The sequence below is a fragment of the Brevibacterium sp. CBA3109 genome (assembly GCF_040256645.1).
Taxonomy (GTDB): Bacteria; Actinomycetota; Actinomycetes; order Actinomycetales; family Brevibacteriaceae; genus Brevibacterium; species Brevibacterium koreense.
Window position 1 is genome coordinate 3,428,370 of sequence record NZ_CP158281.1, and the last position, 14,369, is coordinate 3,442,738.

The 14,369-nt window shown below is 63.4% G+C and carries 13 protein-coding genes; 2 read left to right on the top strand and 11 right to left on the bottom strand.

The annotated features are described in order from the left end of the window. Positions 1-59 precede the first annotated feature (59 nt). The 3 genes from AAFP32_RS15650 to mmsB form a co-directional block, all read right to left on the bottom strand. The gene (locus AAFP32_RS15650) at positions 60-2,048 is read right to left on the bottom strand and encodes an NHL domain-containing thioredoxin family protein (protein WP_350269915.1); all 1,989 of its coding nucleotides are present in this window, start codon (positions 2,046-2,048) and stop codon (positions 60-62) included. A gap of 103 nt (positions 2,049-2,151) precedes the next feature. Further along, on the bottom strand, positions 2,152-2,910 hold the full coding sequence (locus tag AAFP32_RS15655) for a YggS family pyridoxal phosphate-dependent enzyme (RefSeq protein ID WP_101620532.1): 759 nt from the start codon (positions 2,908-2,910) through the stop codon (positions 2,152-2,154). Positions 2,911-3,093: 183 nt separating this feature from the next. Further along, complete coding sequence (gene mmsB, locus AAFP32_RS15660) at positions 3,094-3,999, bottom strand: 3-hydroxyisobutyrate dehydrogenase (protein WP_350269916.1); 906 nt, start codon at positions 3,997-3,999, stop codon at positions 3,094-3,096. A 141-nt stretch (positions 4,000-4,140) separates the two neighbouring features. Between mmsB and AAFP32_RS15665 the strand changes: the two genes are divergently transcribed. Next, on the top strand, positions 4,141-5,016 hold the full coding sequence (locus AAFP32_RS15665) for a LysR family transcriptional regulator (RefSeq protein WP_350269917.1): 876 nt from the start codon (positions 4,141-4,143) through the stop codon (positions 5,014-5,016). A 1-nt stretch (position 5,017) separates the two neighbouring features. Here AAFP32_RS15665 and AAFP32_RS15670 read toward each other — a convergent pair whose 3' ends face one another. The 7 genes from AAFP32_RS15670 to rpmB all read right to left on the bottom strand — a co-directional run bounded on the left by AAFP32_RS15670 (position 5,018) and on the right by rpmB (position 10,815). Then, entirely contained in the window at positions 5,018-5,764 is a 747-nt protein-coding gene (locus AAFP32_RS15670; RefSeq protein WP_350269918.1) for a 3-hydroxybutyrate dehydrogenase, read from the bottom strand. Positions 5,765-5,896: 132 nt separating this feature from the next. After that, a complete protein-coding gene (locus tag AAFP32_RS15675; RefSeq protein ID WP_350269919.1) occupies positions 5,897-7,252 on the bottom strand; it encodes an MFS transporter in 1,356 nt (451 codons plus the stop codon). Between the two features lie 255 nt (positions 7,253-7,507). After that, positions 7,508-9,586 (bottom strand): cytochrome c oxidase assembly protein, encoded by a 2,079-nt coding sequence (locus tag AAFP32_RS15680; RefSeq protein WP_350269920.1) that lies wholly within the window; start codon positions 9,584-9,586, stop codon positions 7,508-7,510. A 156-nt stretch (positions 9,587-9,742) separates the two neighbouring features. Further along, positions 9,743-10,030: an HU family DNA-binding protein gene (locus tag AAFP32_RS15685; RefSeq protein WP_101620528.1), complete on the bottom strand. Its 288-nt coding sequence runs from the start codon at positions 10,028-10,030 to the stop codon at positions 9,743-9,745. Positions 10,031-10,099: 69 nt separating this feature from the next. After that, on the bottom strand, positions 10,100-10,405 hold the full coding sequence (rpsN, locus tag AAFP32_RS15690; protein WP_009882241.1) for a 30S ribosomal protein S14: 306 nt from the start codon (positions 10,403-10,405) through the stop codon (positions 10,100-10,102). Between the two features lie 6 nt (positions 10,406-10,411). Further along, positions 10,412-10,579 carry a 50S ribosomal protein L33 gene (gene rpmG / locus AAFP32_RS15695; RefSeq protein ID WP_101571628.1) on the bottom strand — a complete coding sequence of 56 codons (168 nt, stop codon included), beginning with the start codon at positions 10,577-10,579 and terminating at the stop codon, positions 10,412-10,414. After that, entirely contained in the window at positions 10,579-10,815 is a 237-nt protein-coding gene (rpmB, locus tag AAFP32_RS15700; protein WP_101620527.1) for a 50S ribosomal protein L28, read from the bottom strand. Before rpmB ends, rpmG begins: the two co-directional genes overlap by 1 nt. Positions 10,816-11,425: 610 nt before the next feature. Between rpmB and AAFP32_RS15705 the strand changes: the two genes are divergently transcribed. Continuing rightward, entirely contained in the window at positions 11,426-12,319 is an 894-nt protein-coding gene (locus AAFP32_RS15705) for a protein kinase (protein ID WP_350269921.1), read from the top strand. Between the two features lie 621 nt (positions 12,320-12,940). Here the strand turns inward: AAFP32_RS15705 and AAFP32_RS15710 are convergent. Continuing rightward, complete coding sequence (locus tag AAFP32_RS15710) at positions 12,941-14,362, bottom strand: dihydrolipoamide acetyltransferase family protein (RefSeq protein WP_350269922.1); 1,422 nt, start codon at positions 14,360-14,362, stop codon at positions 12,941-12,943. Positions 14,363-14,369 lie beyond the last annotated feature (7 nt).

Here is a 14,369-nt window from a genome sequence, read left to right on the forward strand (position 1 = left end):
TCGCGATTTTCGCACGCAAGTCCACAATGACGAGCAGTCTGCGGGCCGCTTCGCAGGCCTTAGGCGCCGCGGAGGTCGAGGGTGAGCTCAGCAGGTGCATCGGCGACGAGGTCGACGGGGATGCCCCAGTCCTGCTGGTACAGATGGCATGCGGCATGCAGGGGGATCTCGCCTCCGGGTTCACCGTCGCAGGCGGCGGCCCGTGCGGTCACGTGCAGGACCCCGGATTCGAGTTCCGGGTTGATGACGATGCCCCGGCTCAGACCCTCTGCGCTTCCGCTGCCGGTCACGATGAGCTCCGGTGGTGTCGACGAGACCTGCAGATACGTGGGGTCTCCCCACCGCTCGTCCAACTTCTGACCTGCTGGAACGGTGAAGCTCACACTCACTGCCACCGGCCCCGAGGCGATTTCGGTCGACGGTCGTTTGCTGGTGAGCGCACCCTCGTCGACTCGCTGGGCGTCCTTGGGCAGCTTCACTCTGGTCAGGGCGTGCGCGGCGGATTCGACGATGAGGAGTTCGGCTTCGCTCACGTTTGCTGCATCGACGCCCACGGCGCTGGGGTCGGCGGCTTCGCCGGGGTCGGCGGTTTCGCCAGGGGCGGCCGGCTCGAGGACGAAGATGTCGGAGGGCTCGCGCAGACCGCGGGCCAGGGTCGAGACCTCGTTCGTGGTGAAGTCGTAGCGGCGGATCGCCCCGTTGTAGGTGTCGGCGATCGCGATCGACCCGTCCGGCAGGCTCCGCACACCCAGGGGGTGCTGCAGCCTGGCCTCAGCGGCGGGACCGTCACGGAATCCGAAGTCGAAGAGCCCCTCGCCGATCAGCGTGGACACGGCTCCGGTGCTCGGGTCGAGGCGACGGATCGCGGAGGTCTCAGAGTCGGCGATGAACACGTCACCGTCAGAGCTGAGGTCAAGGCCCGATGTCTGCGCGAACCACGCATTCTCAGCGTCGCCGTCGGCCAGTCCTTCGTTCATTGTGCCCGAGAGCAGGCGGATCAACCCGGTTTCGGGATTGAACGACCAGATGGTGTGGTTGCCCGCCATCGCCACAACCACCTCGGCGGTGGAAGGGACGAAGAGGACGTCCCACGGCGAGGACAGCTTCACGTCGAGTCCGGGACCGTCGTAGCGGCCGAGTTCGCCGTGGGCCCCGACCACGTTGTCGATCGCGCCGACCATGTGCTGCGCACCTGTGCCGGCGATCGTCGTCACAGCTTCGGTCTCGAGATTGATGCCGCGCAGGGTGTGATTGACGGTGTCGGCGAGGACGAGGTGATACCCGGCCTTCGTAGCCACGTCATCGGGAAGGACGGCGATGCCCCCGGGTTCGCTGAAGGACGCCTGGGTGAAATCGCCGTCGTCTGCGCCGCGTTCACCGGTGCCGATGCGGCGGATGATCGTCTGTCCGCTGGAGTCGTATTCGACGAGGCTGTGGTGTCCCGAATCGGCGACGAGCAGGTTGCCGGAGGGCAGTGCGGTGACTTTCCCGGGGTAGAAGAGCTCGGTCTCCGGTGCTGGTGGTGGCACGTATGGGCCATCGCCGGCGTGCAGTGTGCCCTTCGCCGAGTGCTCTACGATGAGGCCTTCGATGATCTCGCCGAGTCCGGCGCCGTGGCCTTCGCCCGACAGGGTCGCTACCAGGTAGCCCTCAGGGTCGATGACGGCCAATGTGGGCCAGGCCCGGGCGGTGTATGCCTGCCAGGTGACGAGGTCGGGGTCATCGAGGACGAGGTGTTCGACCTGGTAGCGTTCGACCGCCTGGTCGACGGCCTCAACGGTGCGTTCGAACTCGAACTTCGGGGAGTGGACGCCGATGATGACGAGTTCTTTGCTGTACTTCTCCTCGAGCGGGCGTAGCTCGTCAAGGACGTGCAGGCAGTTGATGCAGCAGAAGGTCCAGAAGTCGAGCAGGATCACCTTGCCGCGCAGGTCGGCCAGGCTCAGTTCTTTGCCTCCGGAGTTCATCCACCGGCGGCCGATGAGTTCGGGTGCACGTACCTTGACCTGGTGGGCGGAGCTTGAGGATTCCTGCGAGCTGGCGTTCATGGCTCCATCTTCACAGATTCAGGGCCGCGGCGGGAGACCCCGCGTCATCATGTGACCAATACCCCAAGTCGCTGTCACGTAGAGGCGCCCGCTGCGACCTTGTTCAGGAGTAGTCGCGGGCGCCGAAGATGCTGGAGCCGACACGGACCATCGTCGCCCCCTCGGCGATTGCCAGTTCGAAGTCGTTGCTCATGCCCATGGACAGCTCGGTCGCTGCAGCGGGCATGGCTCCCGAGGCGAGGAGCTTCTGACTGAGTTCGCGCAGCTCTGCGTAGCTTGGGCGGATCTCTTCCGGTGTGCGTCCGGGCAGACCGATCGTCATCAGACCACGCAGTCGCATCCGTGAGTGGCCCCGGAGTTCAGAGATGAGAGCCTCTGCCTCATCGGGGGCGATCCCGGACTTCGAGTCCTCGCGCGAGGTGTTGACCTGGACGAAGAAGTCCATGCTCTGGTCGAGGACGTCGAGGCGGTTGTTGATCTTCGTCGCCAGTTCGAGGTTGTCAACGGACTGGATGCAGTGCGCATGGCGCAGCGTGTGGTTGACCTTGTTCTTCTGCAGAGGGCCGATGAGGTGGGCTTCATGGTCAAGGTCGGCGAGGTCGTCCGCCTTGCCGACCAGTTCCTGTACCTTGTTCTCGCCGATGAGGGTGAACCCATGCTCGAGCGCCACTCGAATCGTCGCAGCCGGTTGAGTCTTGGTCGCAAGCAGAACTTTCACATCTGCACTCGTCCGACCGCTCACCTCGGCGGCGGTCGCTGCACGCGTGGCCACCTCGTCGAGGTTGTCTCTGATGGAGGCAATGGCGTCCGGGGCCAATGATTCCGGTGTGTTCTGTGGTTCGGATGTGCCTGGGGAACTCATGCTTCCAGTCTTACATGTCCCCGCCGAAGTTGCAGGTCGCGGTCATAGGGCGGGGGCGTACGCGCACAGCCGGCGTGGTACGGGAGCCAAGGGGGCGCGCAACGGCGAACGGTCGGTAAGTCACGGTCGAAATCCGCAGGCGGATCGACCATCCCTTACCGACCGTTGCCTATTGCCCAGTAGTTACTCGGGCAGGCCTGCTGCCTTGGGGTCGATGTTCCTGATCAGCGCCGAGGTGTCGAGGCCCTCGAGGCCCTCGTCAACGAGCTTCTGCAGCTGAGCGTGGACAAGCTGCGCGGCCGGCAGGTCGAGACCCTGGGTCTCAGCACCGGCGACGGCGAGCTCGACGTCCTTGTGCATGAGCGCCGCGGCGAAGCCGGGCTTGAACGCGTTGTTCGAAGCTGCGGTCTCGGTCACTCCGGGCACGGGGTACCAGGTGCGCAGCGGCCAGGAGTCACCGGATGAGACCGTCGCAATGTCGTAGAAGACCTTCGGGTCAAGCCCGAAGCGTTCGGCGAGGACGGCACCTTCGACGACGCCCTGCAGGCTGATCGAGAGCATCATGTTGTTGACGATCTTGGCGGCCTGACCGGCAGCCTCGCCACCGGCATGGAACATGTTGCCGGCCATCGGCTCGATGAAGGACTTCGCTTCAGCAACATCCTCATCGGTTCCGCCGAGCATGAAGGTCAGCGTGCCGGCTTCTGCGCCGGTGACGCCGCCGGAGACCGGACCATCGACGAAGCGGAAGCCAGCCTTGGCCGCCTCGGAGTGCAGGGCGCGGGCGGAGTCGAAGTCGATGGTGGAGGAATCGACGAGGAGTGTCTTCGTGTCGGCATTGGCCAGCACACCGTTGGGCTCCAGGTAAGCGGTGCGGGCATGCTCACCCTTGGGCAGCATTGTGAAGACGATATCGGCGCCGGCGACCGCCTCGGCGATCGAGCCCACGGCAGTCACACCGTGTTCAGCAGCCGCGGAAACGGCCTCTGGCACGAGATCGAAGCCATTGACCGTGTGACCGGCCTTCACCAGGTTCGCTGTCATCGGACGACCCATGTTTCCCAGGCCGACCCATCCAATTGTCGACATAATATGCCTCCTCGCATCATGTTCTTCAGGTGGTGCAGTGTTTCCCCTCACAGTACGCCAGTCACTGAACCAACACCGGTCGCGCAGAATCACATATTCCGCACCGGATATGTGCGCGCACGCAGATAGGATGGAACCACTATGGCTTCATATGCACCTGGCGGTTCCGGTTCGCAGATCTCTCCCGAAGATCTGCTGACGCTGCTTGCCGTGGCCCGGTTGGGCAAGTTCACGGCCGCCGCGCACAGCTTGGGCCTCAACCACACGACGGTGTCCCGACGCATCGCCGCGCTGGAGAAGGCCTACGGCGAGCGAATGCTCGTGGCCTCACCGGACGGCTGGGAGCTAAGCACTGCCGGACGCCACCTGCTGCCGGTGGCCGAGGACATCGAATCCGCACTGGGACGCATCGACGCTCACGCCAGCTCCGCCCTGTCCGGAACGATCCGCCTGGCCTGCCCGCAGGCCTTCGCGCTTGAATTCGCGGTACCGGCCCTGGCCCAGCTGCAGCGCAGCCATCCCGGTCTGCAGTTCGAGCTCATCACTGCCACCCAGCGGGCCCGACAGTACCGCTCGGGTGTCGACATCGAGGTCGTCGTCGGCAGGCCGGAGGCACCACGCAGCGTCGCGAAGCACATTCGCGACTATCGTCTCCAGCTCTACGCCTCCCGTGAATATCTGCAGTCCCACACGACGCCGATGACGCTTGACGATCTTGCCGAGCACCGGCTCATCTACTACATCGAGAACTCGCTCCAAGTCGATGACCTCGATGAGGCGGGCAATGCACTGCCGCGCGGCAAGGGGTTCTTCCGTTCCACCTCGGTGCATGCGCACGTGCTCGCCACGTCGAACGGAGTCGGGATCGGGATCCTGCCCGACTTCCTTGCTGCCGGCAACAGCCGTCTCGTGCAGGTGCTACCCGAGGAGTTCTCGAAACCGGTCTCCTACTGGGCCTCGGTCCGCCACGAATCCCTGCGCAATGCGGGGGTCCGCAGCGTCCTCGAAGTTCTCTGAGTCAGGCGGCGGACCAGCCCCCGTCGACACTGTGTGCGCTGCCGTTGATCACGGCGGCAGCGTCGCTGGCCAGGAACAGCGCCAACGCAGCGATGTCGGCAGGTTCGGCGAGCTTCGGCACCGCAGAATGATCGAGGAAGACCCGTTCGAGGACCTCGTCTTCGCTGATGCCGTTCGTTGTCGCCTGATCGGCGATCTGGCCCTTGACCATTGGCGTGAGCACATAGCCGGGATTGATCGCGTTGCAGGTCACACCGTGTGGGCCGGCTTCCAGTGCAGTCGTCTTCGTCAATCCCATGAGCCCGTGCTTGGCCGCCACGTAAGCTGATTTGTTCGCCGAGGCGCGCAGGCCGTGGATCGAGGAGAGGTTGATGACCCGGCCCCACCCCTTCTCATACATCGTCGGCAGCGCGGACTTGGTGAGCACGAATGGCGCTTCGAGCATGAGGGTGTTGATGAGTCGCCATTCCTCGAGCGGGAATTCCGTGATCGGGTGGATCCGCTGGATGCCGGCGTTGTTGATGAGGATGTCGACGTCGAGATCGACTCCATCCAGCGCCGAGGTGTCGCCGAGGTTGACCGTCCACGCCTCACCCCCGATGTCGCCGGCCACTGCTTGCGCAGATTCAGCGTCGACGTCGGCGACGATGACGTGTGCTCCCGCTGCGGCGAAGGCTTCGCTCATCGCCTTGCCGAGGCCGGAGGCTCCCCCTGTGACGAGGGCGCGCTTGTGTCTGAGATCGACCATTGCTGTCCCTTCGATCGTTGTCGTGAGTCGAGCGTGTTGTCCGCTGTCGTGCATTCGGGCGGTACCGATGTTCATCGGAACCGCCCGAAGACCGAACTCACAGTTGTGTATTCGAGTGTTGAGATGTGCCGATCAGCGCTTCGCCGCGAGGCGACGGTCCTTGTCCACCTGGTCGAGTGAACGCAGATCGATGCCTTTGGTCTCCCGGGTGAGCAGGAGTGCGACCATCGAAATCGCAGCGGCGATCAGAACGTAGACCGCGATCGGCACCGAGGAGTCGAAGCGCTGCAGCAGTGCTGTGGCGATGATCGGCGCGAACGAGCCCGCCACGATTGCCGTGACCTGATAACCCGTAGATACACCGGAGTTGCGCATGCGGGTCGGGAACATCTCCGACATGATGGCCGGCTGACCGGCATACATCAGGGCGTGGAAGACGAGGCCCAGCAGCAGCGCCAAGAAGATCAGCAGAGCGTTGCCGGTGTCGTACATCGGGAAGGCGAAGAAGCCCCACGTAGCGGTGAGCACGATGCCGATGCCATAGGGCAGCTTGCGTCCGACCCTGTCCGCCATCGCGCCGACCAGCGGCACGAGTACGGCATGGATTGCGTGAGCTCCGAGCAGGAGCCCCAGAATCTCATTCGCCTCGACCCCGACTGCGATCGACAGATATGTGATCGAGAACGTGACGACGATGTAGTAGTGGATGTTCTCCACGAACCGCAGTCCCATCGCGGCGAAGACCTCACGCGGGTAGCGCTTGAAGACGGCCTTGACTCCGTAGTCCACGCCTTCTTCGATCTCTTCAGCCTGGACCTGTTCGAAGATCGGAGCGTCGGAGACACGGGTGCGGATGTAGTAGCCGATGAGGACGATGATGGCTGAGAGCCAGAAGGCCACACGCCAGCCCCAGGACAGGAAGTGCTCGTCGGTCAGGGTCGCGGTGAGTACGAAGAGAACGCCTGTTGCCAACAGGTTGCCCAGGGGCACGCCCGACTGGGGGAAGGACGACCAGAAGCCGCGCTCCTTGTCCGGTGCGTGTTCGGCGACGAGGAGAACCGCTCCGCCCCATTCGCCGCCGACGGCGAAGCCTTGAACAACGCGCAGCAGGACGAGGAGGATCGGAGCGAAGGGCCCGATCTGGTCGAAGGTCGGCAGACATCCCATGAGGAACGTGGCTGCACCGACAAGGACGATCGACAGCTGCAGCAGCTTCTTGCGTCCGTACTTGTCACCGAAGTGGCCGAAGACGATGCCGCCGATGGGGCGAGCGATGAAGCCGACCGCGTAGGTGGCGAAGCCGGCCAGAATCGGCGTCAGAGGGTCGTCCGACGGCGGGAACAGGATGTGGTTGAACACCAGGGTGGCGGCCGAACCGTAGAGGAAGAACTCGTACCACTCGACGACGGTTCCGGCCATCGAGGCGGCGACGACCTTGCGCAGCTGTGCGCGGATCGACTTCCTCTCGGCATTGCTCGAAGAACTCATGACTCTCCTTGATTTCTACGATCCGCATCACCGTTGAATGTGCGGATCGACTTGCTGTGGGTCTCAGTCCGTGAGGATGTGTGCCTGGAAGCCCCTGCTATGCGACTTCAGGTCCACGCCATCGGCACGAACTGCGCGACGCGGCGGATAAATATGATCCATGCAACAGTGTGCGGCATCTGACGAGGGATCGGGTGCCGAAAGGGCTCGAATCAGAGAATTATCTGTGCACATTCCCGCACATGAGGTGTGCGCTCATCTGCTTCTGGGACCGGTGTTCGCGTCGCGCTGGGCCATGCCGGCGAGCATGTCGTTGTAGGCGCGAAGCTCCGCGTCGTTGGTGCGCGCTTCGCGGCGGTCGACGCGCTTGGCCTCTCGATCCGAGGACTTCGACCACTGGAAGGCGACCATGATTGCGATGAACAGGGTGGGGAACTCGCCGATGCCCCAGGCGATTCCGCCGCCCAACTGTTGGTCTTCGATCGCCGAATACCCCCAGTCGGCGCCGATGTTGCCGAACCAGTCGCCTTCGATGAGGACTTCTGAGCTCATGATCGAGATGCCGAAGAACGCGTGGAAGGCCATCGTGATGAGCAGCATGAGCAACCGCAGCGGAAACGCCGGGCGCTCCACGCCGGGATCGATGCCGATGAGGGCCTGTGCGAAGAGATAGCCTGCACCGAGGAAATGGATGATCATCAGCTCATGGCCGAGGTGCCATTCGAGCGCATACTTCATCACGCCCGAGTAGTAGAAGATGACGAGGGAACCAGCGAAGTTCACGCTGGCGAATATCGGGTTCGCAAAGAACCGCATATACGGGGTGTGAACGAGCCACAGCACCCATTCTCGGATCCCACGCGAACCGTCCGTACGCGCCTTCGTCCCCCGCATAAGCATCGTGATGGGTGCGCCCAGGACCATCGGCAGGGGCACCACCATGATCAGGAGCATGTGCTGGATCATGTGCCCGGAGAACTGGATCTCGCCGTAGACACGGGCACCGCCGGAGGTCACGTAGACGAGGAAGAGCATGCCGACCAGCCAGGAGACCAGGCGATGGATCGGCCAAGAGTCGCCTCGGCGCCGGAGATTGATGAAACCCACGATATAGGCCGCGGACAGGCCGACGGCTACGACGACCCACAGCGGGTCCAAGGACCACTCGGTGAAGTAGCGGGCAAAGGTCGGCGGAGGCGGAAGCGGTTCGCCGGTGAGGATCTCTGCCGGGGTCGGATCACCCACGGGCTCCTGTGAGACCGGGGGCTGGGACCGTGACAGAGCGACCGCGAGACCCATCGTGGCACCGAAGATGACGAACTCCACGACGATGAGGCGCCAGAATTCCCTGGCCGCCGAGGCCGCGGCACACAAACGTCGGATGACGAACTGACGATGCCAGAACCCGACGAGACCGAGCAGAACCGTTGCGATCGTCTTCGCCACGATCACCTGCCCGTAGGGAGTCATGAGGTCAGCGAGGCTGTGGACACGCAGCAGCGCGTTCACGACACCGGAATAGGCAACGATGGTGAAGGCGACGAGCGCGAACGACGAATAGCGTTCGATCGTGGTGCGCAGCTGGTCGGAGCGGGCCAGATCCGACCCCAGGAGGGCGATGACGAAGAGTCCGCCCAGCCAGATGGTGACGCCCAGCAGATGCAAACCGATGCTGTTGACGGCCTGGGTGTGTCCGGAGGCCTCAGCGGAGTGGCCCATCAGCGCCAGGGGGATCATCACGCCGATGCCGAGGACGCCTGCCACAGCGATGCCGAGGTAGCTGCGCGTGCCGAAGCACAGGGTCGAGGCGACGGCGATGAGGACGACGATGAGAGTCCAGAGTTGCCCGAAGGCGATCTGGGTCAGGAACACGCCGAGCTGATTGGAGAAGTCGAGGTAGGCCTGGGCTCCGACAGTGTCGGCGAAGGTGAGGACGAGGACGGCCACGGCGGAGATCGTCCAGGCCACCGATGACACCTCGGCGATCTTCAGCGTCTTCTCCCAGAGCGCGTTGAGCGGAGTCTCGTCGGAGGTACCGGACTTCGCGGCTTGGGGATGCGTCTTCGTATTTCGGCCTCGCCCCTGGGTGCGGGGCAGGATGAGGAGGGCGAACATGAGTGCGCCCAGAGTCAGCGCCATCGATACGTTGAAGACGAACTTCGCGGCCGGCAGACCGAATCTGACATAGGGGCCGGGATCGTTGAGAAGTGTCGCCTCCGCCGCTCCGGTGAAGAGCATTGCGACCACACCCACCGCAGCTCCGACGATGACGACGAGGGGAACGGCGGCGCGAGACGCGAATCGGGTGACCGATTCGAAGAGTTGAGTGCTCACTGGTGGCAGACCGCCGCTTCATTCATGGTTCAAGGATATCGCCGGAGTCTGAAACCAAGCCAACTGCGAAGCCCGGACGTGCTCGAGATCTCGGCGAGGAGACAAAAAATGACCCGGACCACATGGTCCGGGTCATTTCACGCTGATGCGCGAGGCTCAGTTAGGGCTGCCAGCAGCAGCTTTCAGCTTCGAACCAGCGGACAGCTTCACGGAGTAGCCGGCCTTGATCTGGATCTCTTCACCGGTCTGCGGGTTGCGTCCCTTGCGAGCGGCACGTTCGGTGCGCTCGACAGACACCCATCCGGGGATGGTGAGCTTTTCACCCTTGCCGACGACGTCAGAGAAGACATCGAAGACACCATCAAGAACGTCCGAAACCTGCTTCTGGGTCAGTCCGGAATTCTCTGCAACTTCTGCTACGAGCTCACTGCGGTTCTTAGCCATAAAAGTGTCCTCCTTAGGACAAGTCGGTCGGTTATCGGTCCGTTTTTCCGATAACGAACTTCCTCGAGATTACCAGCTGGACTTCGTGATGCCGGGCAACTCGCCGTTGTGCGCCATTTCGCGGAAGCGCACACGGGAGAGACCGAACTTGCGGAGGTAGCCGCGCGGACGACCATCAACCTGGTCGCGGTTGCGCACACGCACTGGTGAGGCATCGCGAGGAAGCTTCTGCAGTCCGAGGCGTGCTTCTTCACGCTGCTCGTCGGTGCTGTCTGGGTGTGTCAGCTGACGCTTGAGCGTCGCACGACGCTCCGCGTAGCGCTCAACAATGACGCGACGCTGCTTGTCGCGTGCGATCTTTGACTTCTTAGCCATATGCGCTCAGCGCTCCTCTCGGAAATCGACGTGCTTACGAACAATGGGATCGTACTTCTTGAGCACCATGCGATCCGGGTTGTTGCGGCGGTTCTTGCGAGTCACGTAGGTGAACCCGGAACCAGCAGTCGACTTGAGCTTGATGATGGGACGAATGTCCTGTGCTTTAGCCATCAGAGCTTCACTCCCTTGGCAATGAGTTCGCCGACGACGGCGTCAATTCCACGCACGTCGATCACCTTGATGCCCTTGGCGGACAGGTTAAGGGTGACGCTGCGACGCAGAGACGGAACGAAGTAACGCTTTTTCTGAATATTCGGGTTGAAACGACGCTTGGTGCGTCGGTTCGAGTGGGACACATTGTGTCCGAAACCAGGGACGGCCCCGGTTACTTGGCAGTTTGCTGCCATGACTCTCCTCCAGTTCACAAGTTACCGACTCTCGAAGCAAGCAGGTCGGCGTGGGATCCACGCTCGCTTGCGCCGATGTCGGAAGACATCAACAAATTTTCACGAATGCTGCTCGGCCGGACAAGTGCCCGACCACCTACCGGGCTGCTGCCCGGCATGCGGCGTTCGCAATGAAAATTGTGTACGCCAAAACAGGTTTGCCCGTTTGGGCGAGATGTCTCACCAGCGCTGAAGCCGTAGCCTGTGAGAGATTGGCCGAAGCTGGAGTGCAGCGGTGGGTGAGCACCATGTTGGCCTCAGCAGATCAATCGGTGATCGAACGGCTACGACACAACAGATAACAATCTTAGAGAGAAACAGGCCTTCAGAGCAAATTCACCAAATCTCCGTCATGGAACCCCCTGGAGGTGTCGCCGCTGAGGTTCCGAGAACGCGTTGTGCCCGGATTCGCGGGGCGAGAACCGTTTCCCACCCGTACTCATCCCACACGCATGTTCGCGCCCGCGATCCAGTACACAACGCATCCTGCTCTGGTTCGTGTTGAACACGTGCCGATGTCGTGCCAAGGTAAGAAGATGATTGCCACCACACCTGGCACTCAGGAGGACCGATGAGCGACGTTCCACCGAGGCCGCGAATCCGTCCAGCGACCAGTGATGACTGGCAGAAGGACCAATCAGATCGTGCCAGTCTGACCTCGTCGCCGGGCCAGGAGTCCGCCCAGAGTGCTGCCGACTTCGACAACTCGACCTATTACGAGTACCTCGAAAGGCACACTGGCGACGTCCCCGTATCCAAAAATCGCTCGCGCAACGCCTTCACCCCAGCGGGGGCCTCCCCATTCCAGGAACAGTCTCAGAATTCACCCGGACAGCCCGAGCACGGCTCCAACGCCCCGGCATCCGGACAGATCCCGCTCCACCCTGCACCGGCTGCGAAGAAGGGCAATGGGGCGAAGATCACCGTCGTCATCATCGCCATCATCATGGTTCTCGCGCTCCTGGCCTTCTTCGGAGTGCGCTGGTTGGCACCGTCAACGGGAGCCGTGCCTGTCGACTTCGGCGGCGACGAGACCGGATCGGCCTCCCCCTCCCCCTCCGAGCCTCTGGTGCAGCCGACAGCGAGTCCGCAGGAGGCACTGTCGGCCTACACGAAGGAAGGCACCGCGAAGGCCGAAGACCTCGAAGGACAGTGGGTGACGCAGGTCAGCGCTAAGGATGTCGGCCTGGAGGCCGAGGGCAAGACGTGGACAGCACAGGACATCGTGGACGAGTTCGAGACCAATCGCGTCAAATACCCGGGTGCAATCCTCATCCACAGCGGCGACTGGGATTCCTACAAGGACGACAACTACTGGGTCACCATCATCGACACCCCCTACAGCGACCCCGAACCCGCACTTGATCAGTGCCGCTCCTGGGGATTGGATCGCAACCACTGCCTCGCCAAACGTCTGGTCAAGGACGGAAGCCCCACCGACAACAGCGCCTACCTCGACGAGTAGTGCCCTGGAACACGTTTCTCGGTTCGGAGCCCGCGGCCCTGACACCGACGTTCGGCTCAGGTCGTGATCAAGAACCACCTCGGCGCCGGCGGCTGTGCCGACGTTGCCCGCTCCCCCGCACACGAAGACGCTCTGGCCGGGAGTGAGCCGGCCGTGTTCGAACCAGCCCAACCATGCCGTCGTCGCGGGGCGGGCCAACGCCACGAGCCGATGGGCGCTGCTGCCGTTCGCATCTATTCCGGCACCTGCCGAAGGCGGGGCCGGGTAGAGCCGGTCGTCGGGGACGACTGCATAGTCGGAGTATGAGCCCTGCCGTCCGCCCTAGCCCAGACTGCTGCACCACGCGGCCTGACCAGGTAGGAGAGCTCCTCCCACGGGCGCGCCGACAACGGTGCCCACCAAGCCCCTGCCCAGAACGAAGGGCAGGGGTGTCGAGGTGGGGAACCAACCGGAATGCACAAGGGCGTCCACGTGGTTGAGGCTGGCCGCGCTCACCTCGCTGAGGTAGTCGGTGGGTCCCGGAACCGGGTCCGGAAGGTCACCGTACCGAACCTCATCGACCTCGCCGAGGTGATTGACGTAGGCGGCTTTTATGCCTGCCCTTGCCGGCTAAGAGCCGTCTCAGGCCAGCAGCAGCGTCGGATCCTCAAGTCCGCGGCCGACGTCGGCGAGGAACTTCGAGATGATCTCGCCATCGACGACGCGATGGTCAGCACTCACCGACAGCGTCGTGATGTCACGTGGAACGATCTCGTCACCGACGACCCACGGCTTCTTCCGGATCTGCCCGAAGGCCATGATCGCGGCCTCGCCGGGGTTGATGATCGGAGTTCCCGCGTCGACGCCGAAGACACCGACGTTCGTGATGGTGATCGTGCCGCCCGACTGGTCGGCCGGAGGCGTCTTGCCCGAACGAGCCAGCGCGGTCAGATCCTGAATGCCCTGAGCCAGGTCGGTCAGGCCCATCGCGTGTGCGCCCTTGATGTTGGGTACGATCAAGCCACGCGGGGTGGCCGCGGCGATGCCGAGGTTGAGGTACTTCTTGACGACGATCTCTTCGCCTTCAAGGCACGAGTTGATCCGCGGGTTGCGGGCGACAGCCCAGGCCACAGCCTTGGCCACGAGCAGCAAAGGAGAGACCTTGATGTCCTCGCCCAGGAACTTCGTGGACTTGAGCTTGCGCACGAAGGCCATCGTCTCGGTCACGTCAACGTCGAGGAACTCGGTGACGTGGGGCATCGTGAACGCGGATTCGACCATGGCCTTGGCCATCATCTTCGCCACGCCCTTGAACGGGATCCGCTCCTCGAGTTCGCCCGTGGAACCATCCCCCGCCGAGGCGGTTGCGGCCCCGGCGCTCGAAGCTGTCGCTGCGGTGGCTGCTGCGCCGGTGCCGCTGGCCGCGGCCTTGACGTCGTCACGGGTGACTTCGCCGCGCGAACCGGTCGCAACGACCGTGACCAGGTCGATGCCGAGGTCCTTTGCGAGCTTACGCACGGGAGGCTTGGCGAGGGGCTTGTCCGCCGAGGCGGTCACCGGTGTCGTGGCTTCGGACGGTGCCGCTGCCACAGGAGCTTCCTGTGCGGCTGACGCTGGAGCTTCCGGTGCGGCGGGCGCTGCGGTCGAGCCTGCCGGGGCCGGAACACCTGCACCCTTGCGGGGGCGGCGTTTCGACGAGGCTGCTTTGGCGCCGTAGCCGACCAGGGTGGCGCCGCCTTCGGCGTCGCCTCCGCTCTCGGTCGAGTCCTGTGCGTCTCCTGCAGCAGGTGCCGATGCTCCTGCGGGCTCGGAGCTGCCGGTGGAATCGCCGCCGCCGAAGCGGATGATCGGTGTTCCGACCTCGATGGTCTGGCCCTCATCGACCAGCAGAGCTTCGATCGGTCCGGCCTGGGGGCTCGGCAGTTCGACCAGAGACTTGGCCGTTTCGATCTCGACGAGGATCTGGTTGACGGTGACGGTGTCGCCGACGGCGACCTTCCACGAGACGAGGTCGGCCTCTGTCAGGCCCTCACCGACGTCAGGAAGAGAAAATTCAAAAGACATATCAACT